We start from the raw sequence: 22,974 nt of genomic DNA on the forward strand, positions 1-22,974 counted from the left end.
CGTCAATGCCCCCAGTTGCCGATGTCCGCCGCATTCCCTTCACCACCGGGCAACCCATCCGCCCCCAGGGAGTACAGGTCATAACTGCCATCCGCCGAGTGAACACCCGGGTTGAGGTACTGGTACGGCGTCCCCCAAGGGTCCACCGGGATACTTTTGAGATAACCCTGCGCGTTCCAGTTTCGTGGCACCGGCGCGCCTTGCGGATACTTGACCAACGCCTCCAACCCTTGCTGGGTGGAGGGATAGCTGAAGTTGTCCAGCCGGTACATTTCCAGGCTCGTGGTGATCGCCTGGATATCGATCCGGGCCGCCGTGACTTTGGCCTGGTCGGGACGACTCATGAACTGTGGCACGACGATCGCACCGAGCACACCAATGATGACAACCACCACCATGATTTCGATCAAGGTAAAGCCGCGCTGCGCGCGGGGATTTGAATGGGGGACAGGGTTCATTGATCAACTCACCAATTGGTTCAGACTGAGAATGGGTAACAAAATGGCCATGACGATTAGCAGCACGACGCCACCCATCAGCACCAGCATCACGGGCTCGAACAAGCTCACGACCAGGCCGATGCGTGCCGCGAGTGTCTTTTCCTGCTGCTCGGCAGCGCGCGCCAGCATGCTGTCAAGCTCTCCAGCGCGTTCGCCACTGGCGATCATGTGCAGCATCATCGGAGGGATATCACCGCTTTGCTCCAAGGCACGGGTCAGGGTGCCGCCCTCGGTCACGGCGCGGGCGACGTCGTGCATGCGTGCGCGGATGGTCAGGTTGCCGATCACGGCCGCGGCAATGTCCAAGGCATCAACCAGCGGTACTGCACTTTTGCCGAGGATCGCCAAAGTGCTGGCAAATCGTGCAGCCTCCATGGTTCGCAGCACCTTCCCCAGCAAGGGCAGGCGCAATACCAATGCGTGCCCGCGCAGGCGCAGGGAGGGCTGAAGCAAGGCCCAGCGCGCCAGTAACCCGAGTATCGCCAGCAGCCCCAGCAAAAGCAGGCCATGGTCGCGCAGGCCGTCACTGAGCAGGATCATCCCTCGGGTCAGCAGAGGTAATGGCTGACCACTGTCGACAAAAATCTTCACAACATCCGGCACTACGTAACCCAGTAGAAAACCGACGATGGCCAGCGAAGAGACCATCAGGATCATTGGGTACACCAATGCCAGTTGGATGCGCTGACGGGACGCATGGCGAGCCTCGGTGTAGGCCGCCAGTTGTTCCAGTACAAAACCCAGATGCCCGGAGCGCTCGCCCGCCGCGACAGTGGCGCGATACAACTCGGGAAAGGCCCGGGGAAATCCACCCAGAGCGGTCGCGAGCGCGTGCCCTTCCATGACCTGCGTGCGCACCGCCGACAACAACGCACTGATCCGACGCTTTTCGCTCTGTGCGGCAACCGCACGCAAGGACTCCTCCAGCGGCAAGCCGGCCTGGATCAGCGTGGATAACTGCAACGTCAGCAACGCCAGTTCGCCAGCGGCCAATGAGGTGCCGTGGGCAAATCCGCGGGCGCGCGTCCCCTGGTGCTTTGCCGGCCCCACATGGCTTGGCAACAACCCGCGCTCGCGCAGCAATTGACGGGCGTGCCTGGGGCTGTCAGCTTCCTGAACGCCCCGGCATGAACGGCCATTGCAGTCCTGGGCACGGTAGTCGAATCCCGGCACGCCTAATCCTCCCGGCTGACGCGCAAGAGCTCATCGAGGCTGGTCAACCCTTCAAGTACCAACCGTTGCCCGTCCTGGAACAGGCTTGGTGAGTGCCTGCGTGCTTCCTGAGCCAGGTCCTGCTCACTGGCGCCCTGATGGATCAGTGCCGATAGCGCCGGCGTCATGCTGACCAATTCATACACACCGGTCCGACCGCGATAGCCTTGCTGGCAGTGGGCGCACCCACGAGCCTTGAACACGCGCGCCGGTGCCTCGACGCCCAGCCGCTGGCACTCCATGGCGTCGGCCAGGTACGGCTCCTTGCAGTGGGTGCACAGGGTGCGCAGCAGGCGCTGGGCGAGCACACCGACCAGTGATGACGCCAACAGGTAGGCATCGACGCCCATGTCCAGCAAGCGGGTGACGGCACCGACCGCACTATTGGTGTGCAGCGTCGACAACACCAGATGGCCGGTCAACGAGGCCTGCACGGCGATCTCGGCAGTTTCCCGGTCACGAATCTCACCGACCATCACCACGTCCGGGTCCTGACGCAGAATCGCCCGCAGCCCCCGGGCAAAGGTCATTTCCACCTTAGGATTGACCGGTGTCTGACCGATCCCCGGCAAGTGGTACTCAATGGGGTCTTCCACCGTGAGAATGTTGCGCGTCTGGTCGTTGAGGCTGGAAAGAGCGGCGTAGAGGCTGGTGGTCTTGCCTGAGCCGGTGGGTCCGGTCACCAGGAAAATCCCGTGGGGCCTGGAGAGAATCCGGGCGAAGTGCGTCAGTGTTTCGGGTGGCATGCCAAGGCACCTTAAATCGAGCCGTCCGGCCTGTTTATCGAGCAGGCGAAGCACCACACGCTCGCCATGGGCCGATGGCAGCGTCGAGACCCGCACATCCACCTCGTGCCCGGCCAGGCGCAAGGCCATGCGGCCATCCTGGGGCACGCGCTTTTCGGCGATATCGAGGCGCGCCATCACCTTGATCCGCGACACCAGCAAATTGGCCAGCTCGCGTCGCGGCTTGAGCACTTCACGCAATTGCCCGTCCACCCGCAAGCGCACCGACAGGTACTGTTCGAAGGTTTCCAGGTGAACATCCGAGGCCTTCTCACGCACGGCTTCACTCAGTAATGCGTTGATCAGACGGATGATTGGCGCGTCCCCCTCCTGCTCAAGCAGGTCGGCGGTCTGAGGAAGCTGGTCTGCCAGGCTCAACAGGTCCAACTCGTCGTCCAGACCCAGCGCGACCTGTTCGGCGGCGCTTTGCCCCTCGCGATAAGTGTTGGCCAGGCGTGTGGCGAACTCCGCGGGCTCAAGCACCTGCAACGGCAGATGACGGCCGATGGCCCGCCGCACTTCTGCCAGCGCGGTCAGTGGCGTGTCGGCACGAATCGACAGGCTCAATGTCTCGCCAGCACCGTCCACCAACACCCCGGAACGCCGGGCGAAGCCGAACGGCAGTTGCTCGCCGTGCTCCGGCTGTCGGGTCATGGTGTCGAGCGCTCAGGTTTGTGGTCAAACAGCTGATGCGGATCATTCGGCAATAACAACGAGTTGTTCTGTCGGTCCGTGGGCTGACTCAGTTCACGCAGGGCCTTGTAGCGGTCCTCACTGATCTCGGCGATATCCTGCCGGCTACGCAGGATGGTCGGACGCAGGAACACCATCAGGTTACTTTTGGTCTGAGTGTCTTTGGTCCAGCGGAACAACGCGCCCAGGTAAGGGATGCTGCGCAATCCTGGCACCCCGCTTTCCTGGCTCCGCACGCTGTCCTTGATCAGGCCACCGATCACGATGATCTCGCCATCATTGGCCAGGATGGTGCTTTTGAGCGCGCGCTTGTTGGTGATCAGGTCCGACGAATCGACACCGGACACCGAGGGTGCGATGTCCGAGATCTCCTGCTCGACTTCCAGACGCAGCAGCGAACCCTCGTTGATGTGCGGACGGATTTTCAGGCTGATTCCCACATCCTTGCGCTCGACCGTGGTGAACGGGTTATCCGCGCCGTTGCTGTTGGTGGTGTAGGAACCGGTCTTGAACGGGACGTTCTGGCCAACGATGATTTCCGCCTCCTGGTTATCCAGGGTCAGCAGACTCGGTGTCGACAACAGGTTGCTGCGGCTGTTACTCGCCAGGGCCGAAATCAGCGCGCTGAAACTGCCGCCACCGAGACGCAAAAACGAACCCTCGGGAGCAGGATTCTTGTCATTGAAATTCAACCCTCCCAGTACCGGCACACCGGTACCCGGGAAGTTGATGAGGCCTTTGGCATTCCCAGTGTCCAGGCCCCACTGCACACCCAGCGCCTCGACGATATCACCGGTGATCTCGACAATAGCGGCGTGAATCAGCACCTGCGCACGGGGCTGGTCCAATTCGCGGACGATGGTTTCCAAGGTACGCAGTTGACTGGGATCGGCAAATATCACCAGGGCATTCTGACGCTCGTCGGCCTTGACCATGACCGGCCTGGCCGATGACGAATCCTTGGTGTTTTTGTTGCCGTCTTGAGTGTTGAATCCTTGGCCCAGGGCATCCAGGACTTCAGCCAGTTGCTTGGCGTCACTGTGGTGCAAGCGAATGACCCGGGCACTGTCGAGCTTGGTGGTCGCAGGGACATCCAGTGACTGCGCCAACTGGACCAGGCGCTTGCGCACTGACTCCGGCCCAACGACCACCAGCCGGTTGGCCCTATTGTCCGCAATCACCAGGCTGCCAGCATCGGCACCGGACTTGCCCAGCGAAGCCTCCAGCACACTGGCGATCTCACCCGCCAGACCGTGGCGTAACGTCACGAGGCTGTGGGCGTTGCGCACTCCAGAGTCGAGTTGGCGCACCACCTGCCCGACCCGCCGGACATTGCTGGCGGTGTCAGTCACTACCAGCGCGTTGGCAGAAACCGAGGGGCCTACATAACCGTTGACCGAGACCAACGGTCGAACCAGCCCCGCCAGATCGGCGGCCGTGCTGGCGCCCAGGGCAATGACTTCGGTGACAAACTGTCCGTCACCCACTGCTTTCGAATCGCCCTGACTGGCTCGGGTCTTGGCCTCTGTCACCGGCGTGATGAGAATGCGGTCTCCTTGATCGATCACGGTGAAGTTGTGCGCATCCAGCACTGAATAGAACAACCGTCGCACCCCTTCACGGTCCAGTGCCTGCCGGGACATCACGGTGACCCGGCCTTCTACCTTGGGATCGAGGATCACCGTCGTGCCGAGAATCACCGACATTTCTTCGACGATATCCCGCAGCAGCGCATTGTTCATCGCCAGCTGCCAGCGCTCCTCTTCGGCCGCCCCCAGACTCGGGATCAACAGCGTCGCGAGCGCCAGGACACGCAGCCGTGCGCGGACGGCGCCAACTTGCATTGAAAACATCATTCAGGGACTCGGAGGTAGATCAGCACTTGGCCGAAGATGAAGAAGGGGTGGCGCAGGTCTTGGGGTTGTCGGGTTGAGCGTCAACACGCGAAGCTCAATGGCCGGTTGCAGGGTCAGCACTTCCTCGCGTCCCTTGCGCCACAACACCACTCTTGAGACCTCTACCCGACGCAACACACTGCCGCCTGGCAAACTTTCGCCCACCTGATACAAGCGTTCGCCGTCAGCCCCCGCCAACAACGCCCGCGAAATGCCGGCGCTGGAGACAAAGCTGGCGCGTAACGTCAAAGGTTCGGCGCTGCGCACATTGGCGGCGTGTTCCGCCAGGCCCAGTACCGTAGCGATGGCTTCGGGGTTGAACTCGATGGCCGGTAGCGCTTGCTGCGCGGGCGCGGCTGGCAGGACGGACCGCGCCAGCAGATGGTCGCGCGTCCGGACTTCGTTATCGAACAGATAAACTCCGTAACCCAATGGCAAGATCCACAAGACACTTGCAAGCAACTCCGGCCAGCGTGAGATAAAGACCGCCAGTGACATATAAAATCACCCTGCCCAGTCCATTACCGGCAACGACATGCCAAGTAACGAAATATGAAGTTCATTGACCCACAAAAAAAACGCTGAAAACCTGCTTGTACATCTTGCGAGTCCGTACTCGCCAGGCCTTCACCGCAATAAAACTGTTGCTCTCTTAAAATAAAAACTACCTCTTCGGACGGCCCGCTGCAGCGGACTACCCGAAGAGTTGTTACTTAAACTTACTTCTGATCCCAGGCCATATGCCAGTGAGCGCCAACTCCTGGTTCATAGCCATTCGCCGCAGGGCTGTACTGCTTGCAGTAACCCGAATAAGGGAACGGCTTGCACTCATAGACATTGCCAGTCTTTGGTTGCAGGACAGTGGTCCCAGCGGTGTATTCACCGATGTTGTTCGGGAACTCGAAGTCGTACTCATGCGCACCACCTTCACCCGTCACATTGACCGTGCGATTGTCCTGGCGAGTGGTCCGACCATCCAGGGTAGTACCCACCAGTGTCAGAGTGTGCGTGCCAGGGATACTGCGAATATCTATGGACTGCATTGTCGTGCCGCTGTCCATCTGCACCGCAGTGGAGCCGACCGACTTGTTGTTTTGGTCAAACAACGTGGCCTCAATGTTCATCGTGCGGTTAGCGATAACCCCGAAATCAACCTTGGCCTGACCTTTGTCCAGTACATATTCAGGTTGCAGTGACGCGACCATCAGACGTGCCGCCGCATCTTCCTGCATGTTCAACTGCACTTCGTAGCGGGTTACACCGCTATCCTTTTGTGCGTACAGCTTGTTTTCGCCTTCGATTGGTACGATGTTGCCTGCTTCGTCACGGACACCGGCTCGCACCAGTTTCTGGCTCTTGTTGATCTGCTCGGCCAGTGCAAACGACCATTTCTCGGGCTTGCCGGCGTCAGCCGAGGCGATGCCGATTTCGACGCTGTGCGACGGACTTTCACCGTTGGCAGTGAAGGCGCGCGCCTTGACCTTGTCACCCGGCAACAGGGTGCTGGCAGGGGTTATGTTACCGACATGGTTCCATCCACCCGGCAACGCTGCCTCGGCCAGGACGTTGACGTCGGCGACGTTGTAGAAGGCGGCATCAGTGTCGCCGACGGTCCAGATACCGAGAATTACATGCTGCCCGCTCTTGTCATTGGGGATCACGCAAGAGTGCTTGGCTCCGGAAATGGGCAGAACATTACCGCCGTCGACATAGCAAAATGGCGCGCTGTCAAAAGAGGCGCGTGCGAGTGGCTCGTTCGGATTCCAGCCATTTTTGGTAATGAAGTATTCGTGCTTGGTCGCCGGGTGCGCTGCGGTGTATGTCCAGGCGAAATCGATGTTGCGGTCGTTGATTTCAGTCAGGTGCCAACGTGTGGCGGTCTGCGCATCCACGGCGGAAAACAGGGTATGACCACCACTGGCGATCTTGCCGTCTACCGGGCCTTGCAGCGGTGCGCCGCCGACGCCGGCCGGGAAACCCTTGAAGGTCTCGCCGACACTTTGAGGTTCGTACTGGGCGCCGCCACAGTCTTTGTTCAAGCCTTTTTGGCAGAGAAAAGCTCGCGAAGGTGGGTCATTCAAAAAGCCATGGGCTGCCACACCGGGTGAGGCCAGCATGGCTGCCATCAATGTCATCGAGGATGTGCAACCCGCCAGTATCCCGCGGCTAGAAACAGTTAGTTTCATATTATTAGTTCCAGACTGGTTATTTATACTTACTCGCGAAGCGCCCAATATTGCGCAACGCAATCGGTTATTTCCCGAGCGCGACAACTTCAGCACCTTTTTAACCCCGCAAGAAAACGCTGGCCAAACCGCACCAAATAACAAAACTTATTTAAGCGCTGCACATCAAGTTCACAACGCTGCGGCGACCAGATTACGAGAGCGCCGCACTCTACCGATTAACTCACTGGTTCTATGTAGGATAAATCCTATACAGCATGAGAAATGTCATCGGTGCTATTTATCAGACAAGTCACGCAACTTTTTCTTACAATCGCCCAACCTTGTTCTACAGACAACGTCTGCGAAACAAACGTTGCAAACCCTGGTTTGCCCGCAAAGAGCAAGTCTGCCCCCCACTGCCTGGCTCGCCAACAGGGCCGCTATTTACAGCGTCACCCAAGGTGCCCACACGCATACAAAAACGCCCGGCATTTGCCGGGCGTTTTTTATCGGGTCACGATCACTCGTGATACTGCGCCGACAACTCGTGCACCGCACGCAGGAAGGCACCGGCGTGTTCCGGATCGACTTCCGGGGTGATGCCGTGGCCGAGGTTGAACACGTGGCCGCTGCCTTTGCCGTAGCTGGCGAGGATCCGCCCGACTTCGCTGCGAATGGCTTCAGGCTTGGCGTACAGCACGGTCGGGTCCATGTTGCCTTGCAGGGCTACCTTGCTGCCGACGCGGTCACGGGCGCTGCCGATGTCGCAGGTCCAGTCCAGGCCCAATGCATCAGCGCCACTGTCGGCGATGCTTTCCAGCCACAGGCCGCCGCTCTTGGTGAACAGGATCACCGGCACTTTACGGCCTTCGTGCTCACGGATCAGGCCGCTGACGATCTTGCGCATGTAGGCCAGGGAGAATTCCTGGTACGCCGCCGCCGAGAGGGCGCCGCCCCAGCTGTCGAAGATCTGCACCGCTTGCGCGCCGGCCATGATCTGGCCGTTGAGGTAGCTGGTGACTGTCTGTGCGAGCTTGTCCAGCAGCAGGTGCAGGGCTTGCGGGTTGTCATAGAGCATGGTTTTGGTCTTGCGGTAGTCTTTCGACGAGCCGCCTTCAACCATGTAGGTCGCCAGGGTCCATGGGCTGCCGGCAAAGCCGATCAGCGGCACGCGGCCGTTGAGCTCGCGGCGGATGGTGCTGACCGCGTCCATCACGTAGCCGAGGTCTTTGTGCGGATCAGGAATCGGCAGGGCTTCGATGTCGGCCAGGGTGCTGACGACTTTCTTGAAGCGCGGACCTTCGCCGGTTTCGAAGTACAGGCCCTGGCCCATGGCATCGGGAATGGTCAGGATGTCGGAGAACAGGATCGCCGCATCCAGCTGCGGGTAGCGATCGAGCGGCTGCATGGTGACTTCGCAAGCGAACTCCGGGTTCATGCACAGGCTCATGAAGTCGCCGGCCTTGGCGCGGCTGGCACGGTATTCAGGCAGGTAGCGACCGGCCTGACGCATCATCCACACGGGCGTGACGTCTACGGGTTGCTTGAGCAGGGCACGAAGGAAACGGTCGTTCTTCAGGGCAGTCATGTCGGCATCCGGAAAAAAAGTGCGGGCATTTTCTCAGAGCCGAGCACAAAAGGCACGGATGCAGGTCAGCCTTTTGTCTATCGGGTCAATTTGTCGCGGTTGGAACACGGTTTTCGCAACAATACAAAACACTGTGGGAGCTGGCTTGCCGGCGATGCAGACACCTCGGTTGGTCAGGTAGACCGAGGTGATGCTATCGCTGGCAAGCCAGCTCCCACAGGTATTGCAGTGCTGTTTCTAACGCAGCTTAGACGCCCAGGTAATCCAGGATCCCTTCAGCGGCATTGCGGCCTTCGAAGATCGCCGTCACCACCAGGTCGGAACCGCGCACCATGTCGCCACCGGCGAAGATCTTCGGGTTGCTGGTCTGGTGTTTGAACTTGCCTTGTTCCGGGGCCACGACGCGGCCCTGGCTGTCGGTCTGGATGTCGAACTGCTCGAACCAGGCGGCCGGGCTTGGACGGAAACCAAAAGCGATGACCACGGCGTCGGCCGGGATGATCTCTTCGGAACCCGGAATCGGCTCGGGGCTGCGACGGCCACGGGCGTCCGGCTCGCCGAGACGGGTCTCGACCACCTTCACGCCTTCGACCCGGTCTTCGCCGACAATGGCGATCGGCTGGCGGTTGTAGAGGAATTTCACCCCTTCTTCCTTGGCGTTCTTCACCTCTTTGCGCGAGCCCGGCATGTTCGCTTCGTCACGACGATAGGCACAGGTCACCGACTTGGCGCCCTGGCGAATCGAGGTGCGGTTGCAGTCCATGGCCGTGTCGCCGCCGCCCAGCACCACAACCTTCTTGCCTTTCATGTCGACGAAATCTTCCGGCGACTTTTCAAAGCCCAGGTTGCGATTGACGTTGGCAATCAGGAAGTCCAGTGCGTCGTAGACGCCCGGCAGGTCCTCGCCGGCAAAACCGCCCTTCATGTAGGTGTAGGTGCCCATGCCCATGAACACGGCATCGTATTCGGCGAGCAGTTGCTCGATGGTCACATCCTTGCCCACCTCGGTGTTGAGGCGGAACTCGATGCCCATGCCGGTGAAGACTTCGCGGCGATTGCTCAGCACGGTCTTTTCCAGCTTGAACTCGGGGATACCGAAGGTCAGCAGACCGCCGATTTCCGGGTTCTTGTCGAACACCACCGGGGTCACCCCGCCGCGCACCAGCACGTCGGCACACCCCAGGCCCGCCGGGCCCGCACCGATCACCGCGACACGTTTGCCGGTCGGCTTGACCTTGGACATGTCCGGGCGCCAGCCCATGGCGAACGCGGTGTCGGTGATGTACTTCTCCACCGAACCGATGGTCACCGCACCGAAGCCGTCGTTGAGGGTGCAGGCACCCTCGCACAGACGGTCTTGCGGGCACACCCGGCCGCAGACTTCCGGCAGGGTGTTGGTCTGGTGCGACAGTTCGGCGGCGGCGAGGATGTTGCCCTCGGCCACCAGCTTGAGCCAGTTGGGAATGAAGTTGTGCACCGGGCACTTCCATTCGCAATACGGGTTACCGCAACCCAGGCAGCGGTGGGCCTGGTCGGCCGACTGCTGGGGTTTGAACGGTTCGTAGATTTCCACGAACTCTTTCTTGCGTTGACGCAACAGTTTCTTCTTCGGATCCTTGCGCCCGACCTCGATGAACTGGAAGTCATTATTCAGACGTTCAGCCATGTTAAAACCTCATCAAACTCTTCAGGCGCATATCACTGCGGGTTGGCACGGGTGCTGGAAAGCAACGATTTCAGGTTGGCAGCCTTGGGCTTGACCAGCCAGAAACGACGCACGTAATCATCGAGGTTCTCGGCGAGTTCACGACCCCACTCGCTGTCGGTTTCCTCGACGTACTCGTTCAGCACACGCTGCAAATGGCTACGGTAGGCTTCCATCGCCTCGCCGCTGATCCGCTGGATTTCCACCAGTTCATGGTTGACCCGGTCAACGAAGGTGTTGTCCTGGTCGAGCACGTAGGCGAAACCGCCGGTCATGCCTGAACCGAAGTTGTAACCGGTCTTGCCCAGGACGCAGACGAAACCACCGGTCATGTATTCGCAGCAGTGATCGCCAGTGCCTTCGACCACGGTGTGGGCACCGGAGTTACGCACAGCAAATCGCTCGCCCGCGGTACCGGCGGCGAACAGCTTGCCGCCCGTGGCGCCGTACAGGCATGTGTTGCCGATAATGGCGCTGTCCTGCGTCTTGTAGAGGCTGCCCTTGGGCGGAACGATCACCAGCTTGCCGCCGGTCATGCCTTTGCCGACGTAGTCGTTGGCATCGCCTTCCAGGTACATGTTCAGGCCACCGGCGTTCCATACCCCAAAGCTCTGCCCGGCAGTGCCTTTGAAGCGGAAGGTGATCGGTGCATTGGCCATGCCCTGATTACCATGCTTGCGCGCGATTTCACCGGAGATCCGTGCACCGATCGAGCGATCGCAGTTGCAGATGTCCAGGGCGAATTCGGCGCCGCTCAGGTCATTGATGGCCGAGGTGGCCAGGTCGACCATTTTCTCGGCCAGCAGGCCCTTGTCGAACGGCGGGTTGCGCTCGACCTGGCAGAACTGTGGCTTGTCTGCCGGGATGTGATCGCTGCCCAGCAACGGCGTCAGGTCCAGGTGTTGCTGCTTGGCGGTCTGGCCCTCGAGGATTTCCAGCAGATCGGTACGCCCGATCAGCTCTTCGAGAGAGCGCACGCCCAGCTTGGCCAGCCACTCGCGGGTTTCTTCGGCGACGTAGGTGAAGAAATTCACCACCATGTCGACGGTACCGATGTAGTGATCCTTGCGCAGCTTCTCGTTCTGGGTCGCCACGCCGGTGGCGCAGTTGTTCAGGTGGCAGATGCGCAGGTATTTGCAGCCCAGGGCGATCATCGGTGCGGTGCCGAAGCCGAAGCTTTCAGCGCCGAGGATGGCCGCCTTGATCACGTCGAGGCCGGTTTTCAGGCCACCGTCGGTCTGCACCCGTACCTTGCCGCGCAGGTCGTTGCCGCGCAGGGTCTGGTGGGTTTCCGCCAGGCCCAGTTCCCACGGCGCACCGGCGTACTTGATCGAGGTCAGCGGCGAAGCACCGGTGCCGCCATCGTAGCCGGAGATGGTGATCAGGTCGGCATAGGCCTTGGCCACACCAGCGGCAATGGTGCCGACGCCCGCTTCTGCCACCAGTTTCACCGAGACCAGGGCCTTGGGGTTGACTTGCTTGAGGTCGAAAATCAGCTGCGACAAGTCTTCGATGGAATAGATGTCGTGGTGCGGCGGAGGCGAGATCAGGGTCACGCCCGGCACCGCATAACGCAGCTTGGCGATCAGGCCGTTGACCTTGCCGCCCGGCAGTTGCCCACCTTCGCCAGGCTTGGCGCCCTGGGCCACTTTGATCTGCAGCACTTCGGCGTTGACCAGGTATTCCGGGGTCACGCCAAATCGGCCAGTGGCGACCTGCTTGATTTTCGAGCTCTTGATGGTGCCGTAGCGCGCCGGGTCTTCACCACCTTCACCGGAGTTGGAACGCGCACCCAGGCGGTTCATGGCTTCGGCCAGGGCTTCGTGGGCTTCCGGCGACAGGGCACCGAGGGAGATACCGGCGGAGTCGAAGCGCTTGAGCACCGATTCCAGCGGTTCGATCTCGCTGATGTCCAGCGGCGTATCCAGGGTCTTGACCTTGAACAGGTCGCGGATCATCGACACCGGACGGTTGTCTACCAGCGCCGTGTATTCCTTGAACTTGCTGTAGTCACCCTGCTGCACAGCGGCTTGCAGGGTGTTGACCACGTCCGGGTTGTAGGCGTGATATTCGCCACCGTGGACGAACTTCAGCAGGCCGCCCTGCTGGATCGGCTTGCGCGGGCTCCAGGCTTCGGCTGCCAGGGCCTTCTGTTCGGCTTCGATGTCGACGAAACGCGCGCCTTTGATGCGGCTCGGTACGCCACGGAAGCTCAGGTCGCAGACTTCCTGGGACAGGCCGATGGCTTCGAACAACTGGGCGCCACGGTAGGACGCGATGGTGGAGATGCCCATCTTCGACAGGATCTTCAACAGGCCCTTGGTGATGCCTTTGCGGTAGTTCTTGAACACCTCATAGAGGTCGCCCAGCACTTCGCCGGTGCGGATCAGGTCGCCCAGCACTTCGTAGGCCAGGAACGGATAGACCGCCGAAGCGCCGAAGCCGATCAGTACCGCGAAGTGGTGCGGATCGCGCGCGGTGGCGGTCTCGACCAGGATGTTGGAGTCGCAGCGCAGGCCTTTTTCGGTCAGGCGGTGGTGCACCGCGCCGGTAGCCAGGGAAGCGTGGATCGGCAACTTGCCCGGGGCAATGTGACGGTCACTCAGCACGATCTGGGTGCGACCGGCACGCACGGCTTCTTCAGCCTGGTCGGCGACATTGCGCACCGCGGCTTCAAGGCCCATGGCCTCGTCGTAGTTGAGGTCGATGACCTGGCGCTCGAAGCCCGGGCGATCGAGGTTCATCAGCGAGCGCCACTTGGCCGGGGAAATGACCGGCGAGCTGAGGATCACGCGCGAGGCGTGTTCCGGCGACTCCTGGAAGATGTTGCGCTCGGCACCGAGGCAGATCTCCAGCGACATGACGATGGCTTCACGCAGCGGGTCGATCGGCGGGTTGGTCACCTGGGCGAACTGCTGGCGGAAATAGTCGTACGGCGTGCGCACGCGCTGGGACAGCACGGCCATCGGCGTATCGTCGCCCATGGAGCCAACGGCTTCGTAGCCCTGCTCACCCAGTGGGCGCAGCACCTGGTCACGCTCTTCGAACGTCACCTGGTACATCTTCATGTATTGCTTGAGCTGGTCGACGTCGTAGAAGGCCGAACCGTGGTCGTTGTCTTCCATGGTCGCCTGGATGCGCAGGGCATTCTTGCGCAGCCATTGCTTGTACGGATGACGAGACTTCAAGCGGTTGTCGATCGCATCGGTGTCGAGGATCTGGCCGGTCTCGGTGTCCACGGCAAAGATCTGGCCCGGGCCAACGCGGCCCTTGGCGATCACGTCTTCTGGCTGGTAGTTCCAGACGCCGATTTCCGAGGCCAGGGTGATGAAGCCGTTCTTGGTGGTCACCCAGCGCGCCGGACGCAGACCGTTACGGTCAAGCAGGCACACCGCGTAGCGACCGTCGGTCATGACCACGCCGGCCGGGCCGTCCCACGGCTCCATGTGCATCGAGTTGTACTCGTAGAATGCACGCAGGTCCGGGTCCATGGTCTCGACGTTCTGCCACGCTGGCGGAATGATCATCCGCACGCCACGGAACAGGTCGATGCCGCCGGTGACCATCAGCTCCAGCATGTTGTCCATGCTCGAGGAGTCGGAACCCACGCGGTTGACCAGCGGGCCGAGCTCTTCCAGGTCCATCAGGTCGTTGCTGAACTTGGTGCGACGGGCCACGGCCCAGTTGCGGTTGCCGGTGATGGTGTTGATCTCGCCGTTGTGCGCCAGGAAGCGGAACGGTTGGGCCAGCGGCCATTTCGGCAGGGTGTTGGTGGAGAAGCGCTGGTGGAACACGCAGATCGCGGTTTGCAGGCGCTGGTCGCTCAGGTCCGGATAGAAGGCGGTGAGGTCCGCCGGCATCATCAGGCCTTTGTAAATGATGGTCTTGTGGGAAAAGCTGCAGATGTAGTGGTCGGTGTCGGCGGCGTTGGCCACGGACGAACGACGACGGGAGCTGAACAGCTTGATGGCCATGTCCTGGTCGCTCAGGCCATCACCGGCGATGAACACCTGCTCGATCTGCGGCAGGCGCTCCAGGGCCAGGCGGCCAAGGACGCTGGTATCGATCGGCACTTTGCGCCAGCCGACCAACTGCAGGCCTTCGGCGAGTATCTCGCGGTTCATGTTCTCGCGCGCGGCCTCGGCTTTAACCGGGTCCTGGTTGAAGAACACCATGCCCACCGCATATTGCTTGGGCAGTTCCACACCGAAGGTTTCCTGGGCGATTGCCCGCAGGAACACGTCCGGCTTTTGAATGAGCAGACCGCAACCGTCACCGGTCTTGCCGTCGGCGTTGATCCCACCGCGGTGGGTCATGCAGGTCAGGGCCTCGATGGCCGTTTGCAAAAGGGTATGACTGGGTTCGCCCTGCATATGGGCTATCAGGCCGAAACCGCAGTTATCCTTGAATTCATCTGGTTGGTACAGACCTGCTTTCATAGACACTTTCTCACCAGGCTGCCTCTTAACGAGGCAAATTTCTTTTCAATTCAACCAGTTACCTTCCACGCCGAACGTACGCCAGCTTTGCGGGGGCAAAAGGGAGGTCATTGTACACACCGACACAGAGGCTCACAAATTTGACGACGAAATGTCGCAAATCTATGTCGCATTTATGAAAGGTTTAAAGCGATCTACTGTGCTAGTCAAAACTTTTTTTAATTCTGACCGCAACCACTCAAAGACTACTGTGACGCAGACACCACAAGGCACGCGGCCCGAGGGCAGCATGCCTTGCAGAAATTTTGAGGTGCCGGGAGAGGCGGCCTGGGTAAGGCCGCCGAATCTTCAGCGAGCTGTTGCCAGTTCTTGTTGGACGCTGGCGACAGAGCGAGGCCAAGGTTTACCAGCCTGAACCTTCGCTGGCAAGGCCTTGATGGCGGATACGGCGGCATCGCGGTTGGCGAAGTTACCGTAGGTGATGACGTAAAGCGGCTTGCCGTTGAGGACTTTCTTGAAATAACGGTACTCGCCGCCCTGCTCCTTGACGAAGCTCTGGGCCGCGGCTTCCGAGCTGGTGCCGAGGATTTGCACCACGTAGTTACCCGGCTTCTGACCGGCGTACCAGCTGCCACCGGCTGCCGGTGCCGCCTTGGCGACAGTGGCTGGTTTCTCCACCGGCTTGGTCACCGGCGCTGGCTTGGCCACAGGTGCTGGTGCTGGCTTGGCCACCGGGGTCGGGGTCGGGGCAGGCTTGGCGGTCGCAACCTGGGTTGGCGCAGGCACTGGCTTGGCCGCTGGCGTAGGCGCAGGACCGGCTGCAACGCCGCTTGGCGGGGCAATGGTGGTCACGGTCGGCGGAACGCTGCTGGAGCCCTCTAGCGGCACGCCATCATCGCCTTCCGTGATGCCACCGGCAGCTTCAGCCAAGGGGCCGCGCATCACCGGCTGCGACTGGCCGACCAACGGCAGGGGCATTGGCTGGGTATTGCCAGCGAATTCGACCGACGGCGCACCGCCATTGGCACCCTGACCCAGGGGCAGTTGCGCCTGTTCGTTGGCAGGTGCCCCGGTGGTTGGTGTCTTGTTGCGACCTGGCAGCAACCAGGCGGCAGCCACCGCGACCACGACTACGGCGGATATCGCCAATACGTGTTTCTTCGGCATGTTGAACCCCATACTTGGACGCTTGACCGCGGAGCGGCTAGCAATCATGGCTTCGATCATCGCATCGCGGGCAACCTGGTTGATGTTTCCAGGCCAGCCGTCGGAGCTTTCGTGAATCTCAGAGATCTGATTAGCGGTAAAAAGTTCGATTCCCCGGCCCGCCCCTTCAAGACGCTGGGCCAGGTATTCGCGGGTTTCTTCTTCCGCGTAGGGCTGCAGTTCGATCACGTGGAAGCGCTCTTCCTCGGTGCTCAACTGCTCAAGCCCGGCGATCAGCGAAGGCTCGCCAAACAGGAACACATGCGGACGGCCTTCCGGGGCGCCAGCAGCCAGGGCCAGCAAGGCCTCAAGCGCCGATTCGTCGAGCTGCTCGGCGTCATCCACCAGCAGATAGACTTCCTGGCCAGTCAGCGCCAGTTGCACCACTTGCTTGAGGATCGCACCGACTTCCGCCTGGGCGACGTCCAGGGACTGGGCGACCTGACGCAGCACACCCGCCGCGTCGCCGGCACCACGGGCGGAAACCACCACGCTCTGCACCGACTGCTTGTTGGTGCTGGCCACGAGCGCCTGACGCAACAGGGTCTTGCCACTGCCCAGCGGGCCAGTGACCACCAGCAACAACTGGCTGTAGCGGGCCAGGTGATGCAGTTGCCCCAGCACCGGCTTGCGCTGGGCAGGGAAAAACTTGAAGCCAGGCACCCGCGGAGCAAAAGGGTCGTGGTTCAACTGGTAGTGGCCTAGGAACGCCTCGTCGGCATGCAAACTGGTCATTGTGATCTTATTAACCTTTCAGCTGAGCCAGGGCGCGGTAATCCGCTCCCAGCGTTGCCTGTAAAATCTCTTTCGGATAATCGTCGGTCACGACTGCCTCGCCCATGCGGCGCAACAGCACCAGGCGCAGGCGCCCGTCGATTACTTTCTTGTCGATTGCCATGTGTTCGAGAAAATCGGCTTCGCTCATCTCTGGCGGCGGAACCACCGGCAACCCGGCGCGCAGGAACAGGGCAATGCCACGGTCACGCTCCTCGGGAGTGATCCAGCCCAGGCGCGAGGACATTTCCAGGGCCATTACGGTGCCAGCAGCGACTGCCTCACCATGGAGCCACACACCATAGCCCATGTGGGTTTCGATGGCGTGACCGAAGGTGTGCCCCAGGTTGAGAGTGGCGCGCACGCCGGTCTCTCGCTCGTCGGCACCGACCACCGCAGCCTTGGCTGCGCAGGAGCGCGCGATCGCATAGGTCAGGGCCTCCTGGTCCAGGGCCCGCAGCCGGTCAACGTTTTCTTCAAGCCAGGAGAGGAACGGCTCGTCGCAGATCAAGCCGTACTTGATGACTTCGGCCAGGCCCGCGGACAGCTCGCGCGCCGGCAGAGTATTGAGGGTGGCGGTATCGATCAGCACCACATTGGGCTGATAGAAGGCGCCGACCATGTTCTTGCCCAGCGGATGGTTGATACCGGTCTTGCCGCCCACCGAGGAGTCGACTTGCGACAACAGGGTGGTCGGTATCTGGATGAAGTCCACGCCACGCTGGTAACAGGCGGCAGCGAACCCGGCCATGTCGCCAATCACTCCGCCGCCCAAGGCGATCACGGTGGTGCGGCGGTCATGGCGCGCAGTCAGCAGGCCGTCAAAAATGCTTTGCAGGGTTTCCCAGTTCTTGAAGGCTTCGCCGTCGGGCAGCACCACGGAAATTACCGAGAACTGGGCCAGGCTGCGAGTCAGGCGCTCCAGGTACAGCGGGGCAACGGTCTCGTTGGAGATGATTGCCACCTGCCGTCCGGCGATGTGCGGCGCCAGCAACTCGGGCTGATCCAGCAACCCTTCGCCAATATGGATCGGGTAGCTACGCTCGCCTAGATCAACCTTAAGTGTCTGCATGTGTCCCCACAGTAAGTTGGAATCAGGCGTCCTGCCTTATGTTATCGACTGGCCACGTCTGCCTGTGTGACGTGGCGCGCTAGCCATGCGCCACACCTGACGGCCGCCATGGCGCGACGCCGAGGATAGCGCATTTCGCCCTGCGTATTAACGGGGAGGTAGCTGCTGCAAGCGTTCCAGAATATCCAGCACCACCATCCGCGGTGGCCGCTCATCGGTTTGCACCACCAGGTCGGCGATTTCCCGATACAGCGGGTCGCGCAGGGCCAGCAAGTCACGCAGGGTTTTTTCCGGATCAGCGGTACGCAGCAAGGGACGATTGCGGTCGCGCGCGGTGCGCCCGACCTGCTGCTCGACCGAGGCGTGCAAATAGACGACGCGACCGCCGGCGTGCAGTGCCCGACGATTGGCTTCGCGCATGACCGCGCCACCGCCGGTCGCCAGCACCACGCCATCGAGCTCGCAGAGTTCGGCGATCATCGCCTGCTCGCGGTCACGAAAGCCGGGCTCGCCTTCCTTATCGAAGATCCACGGGATATTGGCGCCGGTGCGCAATTCAATTTCCTTATCGGAATCCTTGAACGGCAGACGCAGCTCTTTGGCCAACAAGCGGCCGATGGTGCTTTTACCCGCACCCATTGGCCCAACAAGAATCAAATTTCGCACAGAATCAATGACTCACAGCAATCGCCTGGTTATTCATGATACGCGGAGTGAGAAATACCAGCAGCTCGGATTTTTTCTCCGACACCACGTCACGCCGGAAAAGGCGGCCAAGATACGGCACATCACCAAGAAATGGCACTTTATCTACAACCTTGCTTTGAGTATTTGAGAAAACCCCACCTATCACGATGGTTTCGCCATCGACCACCAACACCTTGGCATTGACCTCGTTTTTCTTGATCGGCGGCACATCCTGCACCTTGTTCAAGTAATCGGGCTCGTCCTTGGTGACCTTGACCTCCATGATGATGCGGTTGTCCGGGGTGATCTGCGGCGTCACCTCCAGCGACAACGAAGCCTCCTTGAACGACACCGAAGTGGCGCCGCTGGAACTGGCCTCCTGATAGGGGATTTCGGTGCCCTTGAGGATCTTCGCGGTCTCCTTGTCGGCAGTCACCACCTTGGGTTGCGAGACGACTTCGCCGTTGCCGGTCTTTTCCATGGCTGACAGCTCAAGGTCGAGCAACAGGTTGTCGGTAATGAAGGCAATGCCAAGTCCCGAGGTAGCCCCCACCGCCCCCATATCGACGAATGGCGCGCTGCCGGAGCCGAGCAGAGCCGCTTCATTGCCGCCAACCCCGGAGGCACTCCAGTTGCCCCTCCTCATCGCACCACCCCAGCGCACGCCCAGGCTCTTGTCGTAATCGACATTGGCCTCGACGATCCGCGCCTCGATCATCACCTGGCGTACCGGCACATCCAGCTGCGTGACGATCCGACGCAGTTCGTCCAGTCGATCCTGGGTCTGGAAGGCGATGAGGTGGTTGGTCCGCTCATCCACCGTCAGCGTGCCTCGCTCGTCGGGCCGGTCCTGGGCATTGGTGACTGACTGGAACAGCCGGGCTATGTCAGCGGCCTTGGCGTAGTTGACCTGCAACAGCTCACGCCGCAGCGGGGCGAGCTCGGCCAGTTGCCGCTGCGACTCCAGCGTCTGACGCTCACGGGCGGCAATTTCCTGTGCCGGGGCGATCAGCAGGACGTTGCCGACCCGACGCTGGTCCAGGCCCTTGGTCTTGAGTACCAGGTCCAGCGCCTGGTCCCAGGGCACGTTATCCAGGCGCAGCGTGATGCTGCCCTGCACCGAGTCGCTGGCCACCAGGTTGAGGCCAGTGAAGTCGGCGATCAGTTGCAGTACCGAACGCACTTCGATGTCCTGGAAATTCAACGACAGCCTTTCACCGCCATAGGCAAGACCCTCGGTGTGCTGATCGCCCGGCGGCGCGACAAGATCCAGCGCCCTGGAATTGGCCTGCAACCCCGGTGACAGCAGCGCCATCCAAAGCACCACACCGAGGGTCGAAAAAATCCTGTACATGGTTAGAGCTCCACTAGGAGTGCGTGTTCAAGGAAAGGCTGCGCGGTCGTTCCAGCCAGGCACCCTGGCCATCGGGCACCAACTCGACCACCTCGACCCGGCTCTCGCTGACCGACACCACCCGACCCTCGTTACGCCCCAGGTAGTCACCCACCTTGAGCCGATGCACCGCACCCGCACCGCGCAACAAGGCATACGCTCCCGAGGCACTGACCATGGTGCCGACCATTTCAAACTGCTCGATGCTGAAGCGTTCGAGGTACTGGCGGGGTCGTTGCCGATCCGGCTCACCCCTTTGTTCGCCCCGCACCAGCCCCTCTTCGCCCGCCGCAACCTGCGCCGAGAACGGACTGCGCAGCGACGCCGCGCCGTAACTGAACACTGGGTACGACGCCGACGTCGGCATGGTTTCCAGAGGACTGGGGGAGTAAAGGCGCACGTCGTCCATGAAGCTGTCCAGGTCACTGAAATCGCGCTCGCCGCCACAGCCAGCCAGGCCACCCAACAACAACGCCGAGCACCAGCAACGTGCCGCGCTCAAGGTTGCTGCCCCTTGTCGGCGGAGCGATAGGTTCTTGCCAGAAGATTCATGCGCAGCGTCGGCCCCTCGCTCGAATCCAGCGGGCGAATGCTGAAGTCGTGCAGGGTGACGATGCGCGGCAAGGCCGAGACAGCGCTGACGAACGTCGCCAGGTCATGGTAGGACCCCGTCGCGCGGATCTGGATAGGCAGCTCGATGTAGAACGGCTGATCGACCTCAGGCAACAGCTTGATCTCTTCGAACTCCAGACCACTGCCCAAGCCAGTGCGACTGATGTCCTCCAGCAACCCCGGCACTTCACTGTCGCCGGGCAGTTGTCGCAACAGCGTGGCGAAGTCGCTTTCCATAGCCCTCATCTGTTCGAGGTGAGCCTGCAAATGGGCTGCCTGATGCGCCTTGCTCACAAAGACCTGCTTCAGCTCGGCCTCCCCGGCACGGGCAAATACCAGGCGCGCCTGCAGTTCACGCAGGTGAAAGCTGTACCCCAGGACCAGCACCACCACCATCACCAGCACGCCCAGCAGGGTTTTACCCAGCACCGGCCAGGCCGCCACGTTGTGCATGTCCAGGCTATCGAGACTCGACCAAGACAACCGCCTCATGCCTGCGCGCCCGCTTGCGCCTGGGCCACGGTCAAGCGGAAAACACTGGCCGAGCCTTCGTCGCCAGCGCTCTGCGCCTTGACCTCCTCCAGCACAGGAACAGCCAGGTCGCCCGCGGCCGCAAGGCGACGCAGGAGCCGCGAAACCTGGTGATTGGACTCGGCCACACCGCTGATCGACAGCGTTTTGCCGCGCCTCCCCAACTCGGTGAAATACACACCATCGGGCAGCACGCGGGCCAATTGATCGAAGAGCCTGACGCTGGCCGGTCGATTGCCTTGCAGGCCCTGAATGATCTGCAGCCGCGCCAGCAACTGCTCGCGCCGGGCGTGCAGATCGTTGATCTGGCCGACCTGCTCATCCAGGTTGGCGATCCGGGTAGCGAGGTAGGCGTTGCGCGAGGTTTGCTGCTCGGTGGCGCGGTCAAGAACACGCTCGCCCAGCGCGATGAGGCCTGTCCCAACCACGGCGATCCCGACCAGTAGACACAAGAAATGTTGGTGCCGCGCCGCACGCTGCCTATCACGCCATGGCAGAAGATTGATCCCGGCCATCAGTCAAAGCTCCTTAACGCCAGACCGCAGGCGACCAGCAACCCGGGCGCGTTGTGGGCCAGCGCCGTAGCATCGACCGCACTGCCCAGCGTCATGCCGGCAAAAGGGTTGGCCACGCGGGTCGGGATGCCCAGGTGCTGTTCGAGCAGGCGATCCAGCCCGGCCACCGCACAGGCCTCTGCGGCCAGCAGGATATGCTCGACTGCGCTGTGCTGGCCCAGGGCGAAAAACGCCTGCAATGCGTGCGACAGCTGGTGCGCCAATGCCTGCGCATCGGGAAGCAGGTCCTGCCCGTCCGGCTGCGTCGCCCATCCTGCCGGCTCGAATTCGACCCCGTAGCTCGGCTCACTGACCTGGCTCAGTGGGTGCGCACCCGGCAGCAGCTCGCGGGCGTACAGGATCTGGCCATCGCCTATCACGCTGACTGTCGACAGTCCGTTGCCAATCTCGACCAGCGCCACCAACGACAGTCCCCGGACACCGCCCAGTTGCGCTGCCAGCCGATCCACGCAACGCGCCAGCGCATGCGCCTGGACATCCACCACCCGCGCCGTCAGCCCGGCCAGTTCCAACACGGCCTCAAGCAGCTCGACATGGTCCTTGCGACAGGCCGCCAGCAACACCTCGACCTGCCCCGGATTGTGCCGCGAGATTCCCTGGATCTGAAAATCCAGGGCCACGTCACCGAGGGGATAGGGGATGTACTGGTCCGCGTCCAGCTTTAGTTCGATTTCCAGGTCATCGCTGGACATGCCCGCTGGCATTTCCAGGGTCTTGGTGATGACCGTCGATCCGCAAACTGCCACCGCAACATTGCGTACCCGGGTCCCGGCTTTCAGCCACGCGCGGGCCAATGCCTGCCCCACGACCTCCACCTGGACAATGGCGGACTCGACCACCGCGTTCGCCGGCAACGCCTCTATTGCGTAGGCCTCGAGCCGATAACACGTGCCTGAGCGGCTCAATTCGACCAGCCTGACCGAGGTGGCGCCGATATCGATACCCAAGAGTGTGCTAGGTTTTTTCCTGAAGAGTCGTGACACAGTCAATTCCTTATGACTTTCCGTGAGTTACGCGTGCTTTGCCGGCCTTGCAGGCAATCGCCGCGTCTTGACAGCGCGGCCAAATGCGCTTTGAGCGGAAAAATGCTTATAATGCCCAGCGTTTTTTTCCGCTTTCTCCAAGCGCAGGCCGCTCCT

At 61.3% G+C, this 22,974-nt stretch carries 16 protein-coding genes and 1 pseudogene; all 17 read right to left on the reverse strand.

Annotation, left to right across the window (positions count from 1 at the left end; all coding sequences use genetic code 11):
* Positions 1 to 2: 2 nt before the first annotated feature.
* The 17 genes and pseudogenes from gspG to pilM all read right to left on the reverse strand — a co-directional run bounded on the left by gspG (position 3) and on the right by pilM (position 22,818).
* Positions 3 to 458, reverse strand: coding sequence for a type II secretion system major pseudopilin GspG (gene gspG / locus Q1W70_RS08240; protein WP_166592090.1), 456 nt, complete (start codon positions 456 to 458; stop codon positions 3 to 5).
* Between the two features lie 3 nt (positions 459 to 461).
* Entirely contained in the window at positions 462 to 1,673 is a 1,212-nt protein-coding gene (gspF, locus tag Q1W70_RS08245; RefSeq protein ID WP_166592089.1) for a type II secretion system inner membrane protein GspF, read from the reverse strand.
* 2 nt (positions 1,674 to 1,675) lie between these two features.
* Complete coding sequence (gspE, locus tag Q1W70_RS08250; protein ID WP_166592088.1) at positions 1,676 to 3,151, reverse strand: type II secretion system ATPase GspE; 1,476 nt, start codon at positions 3,149 to 3,151, stop codon at positions 1,676 to 1,678.
* Positions 3,148 to 5,043, reverse strand: coding sequence for a type II secretion system secretin GspD (gene gspD / locus Q1W70_RS08255; protein ID WP_436799883.1), 1,896 nt, complete (start codon positions 5,041 to 5,043; stop codon positions 3,148 to 3,150). The genes gspE and gspD overlap by 4 nt, the downstream gene beginning before the upstream one ends.
* Before the next feature lie 3 nt (positions 5,044 to 5,046).
* Positions 5,047 to 5,583, reverse strand: a complete 537-nt coding sequence (locus Q1W70_RS08260) for a type II secretion system protein N (RefSeq protein WP_166592086.1) — start codon at positions 5,581 to 5,583, stop codon at positions 5,047 to 5,049.
* A gap of 221 nt (positions 5,584 to 5,804) precedes the next feature.
* Positions 5,805 to 7,271: an N-acetylglucosamine-binding protein GbpA gene (gbpA, locus tag Q1W70_RS08265; RefSeq protein WP_166592085.1), complete on the reverse strand. Its 1,467-nt coding sequence runs from the start codon at positions 7,269 to 7,271 to the stop codon at positions 5,805 to 5,807.
* A gap of 502 nt (positions 7,272 to 7,773) precedes the next feature.
* Complete coding sequence (gene hemE / locus Q1W70_RS08270) at positions 7,774 to 8,841, reverse strand: uroporphyrinogen decarboxylase (protein WP_166592084.1); 1,068 nt, start codon at positions 8,839 to 8,841, stop codon at positions 7,774 to 7,776.
* 247 nt (positions 8,842 to 9,088) lie between these two features.
* On the reverse strand, positions 9,089 to 10,507 hold the full coding sequence (locus Q1W70_RS08275) for an FAD-dependent oxidoreductase (RefSeq protein WP_166592083.1): 1,419 nt from the start codon (positions 10,505 to 10,507) through the stop codon (positions 9,089 to 9,091).
* Positions 10,508 to 10,539: 32 nt separating this feature from the next.
* On the reverse strand, positions 10,540 to 14,985 hold the full coding sequence (gltB, locus tag Q1W70_RS08280; protein ID WP_166592082.1) for a glutamate synthase large subunit: 4,446 nt from the start codon (positions 14,983 to 14,985) through the stop codon (positions 10,540 to 10,542).
* Between the two features lie 348 nt (positions 14,986 to 15,333).
* Positions 15,334 to 16,926: an SPOR domain-containing protein gene (locus Q1W70_RS08285; RefSeq protein ID WP_166592081.1), complete on the reverse strand. Its 1,593-nt coding sequence runs from the start codon at positions 16,924 to 16,926 to the stop codon at positions 15,334 to 15,336.
* Positions 16,927 to 16,936: 10 nt separating this feature from the next.
* Positions 16,937 to 18,037 (reverse strand): 3-dehydroquinate synthase, encoded by a 1,101-nt coding sequence (gene aroB / locus Q1W70_RS08290; protein ID WP_166592080.1) that lies wholly within the window; start codon positions 18,035 to 18,037, stop codon positions 16,937 to 16,939.
* Positions 18,038 to 18,184: 147 nt separating this feature from the next.
* Positions 18,185 to 18,703 (reverse strand): shikimate kinase AroK, encoded by a 519-nt coding sequence (aroK, locus tag Q1W70_RS08295; RefSeq protein ID WP_166592079.1) that lies wholly within the window; start codon positions 18,701 to 18,703, stop codon positions 18,185 to 18,187.
* 4 nt (positions 18,704 to 18,707) lie between these two features.
* A pseudogene (locus Q1W70_RS08300) lies at positions 18,708 to 19,952 on the reverse strand (type IV pilus secretin PilQ); the annotation flags it as partial.
* Positions 19,953 to 20,091: 139 nt separating this feature from the next.
* Entirely contained in the window at positions 20,092 to 20,619 is a 528-nt protein-coding gene (locus Q1W70_RS08305) for a pilus assembly protein PilP (protein WP_302098754.1), read from the reverse strand.
* Positions 20,616 to 21,221, reverse strand: coding sequence for a type IV pilus inner membrane component PilO (locus Q1W70_RS08310; RefSeq protein WP_166592077.1), 606 nt, complete (start codon positions 21,219 to 21,221; stop codon positions 20,616 to 20,618). The genes Q1W70_RS08305 and Q1W70_RS08310 overlap by 4 nt, the downstream gene beginning before the upstream one ends.
* Positions 21,218 to 21,775, reverse strand: coding sequence for a PilN domain-containing protein (locus Q1W70_RS08315; protein WP_302098755.1), 558 nt, complete (start codon positions 21,773 to 21,775; stop codon positions 21,218 to 21,220). The genes Q1W70_RS08310 and Q1W70_RS08315 overlap by 4 nt, the downstream gene beginning before the upstream one ends.
* Entirely contained in the window at positions 21,775 to 22,818 is a 1,044-nt protein-coding gene (pilM, locus tag Q1W70_RS08320; RefSeq protein WP_302098756.1) for a type IV pilus assembly protein PilM, read from the reverse strand. Before pilM ends, Q1W70_RS08315 begins: the two co-directional genes overlap by 1 nt.
* Positions 22,819 to 22,974: the final 156 nt, after the last annotated feature.

This window comes from Pseudomonas kielensis (genome assembly GCF_030505375.1).
In the GTDB taxonomy this organism is placed as follows: domain Bacteria; phylum Pseudomonadota; class Gammaproteobacteria; order Pseudomonadales; family Pseudomonadaceae; genus Aquipseudomonas; species Aquipseudomonas kielensis.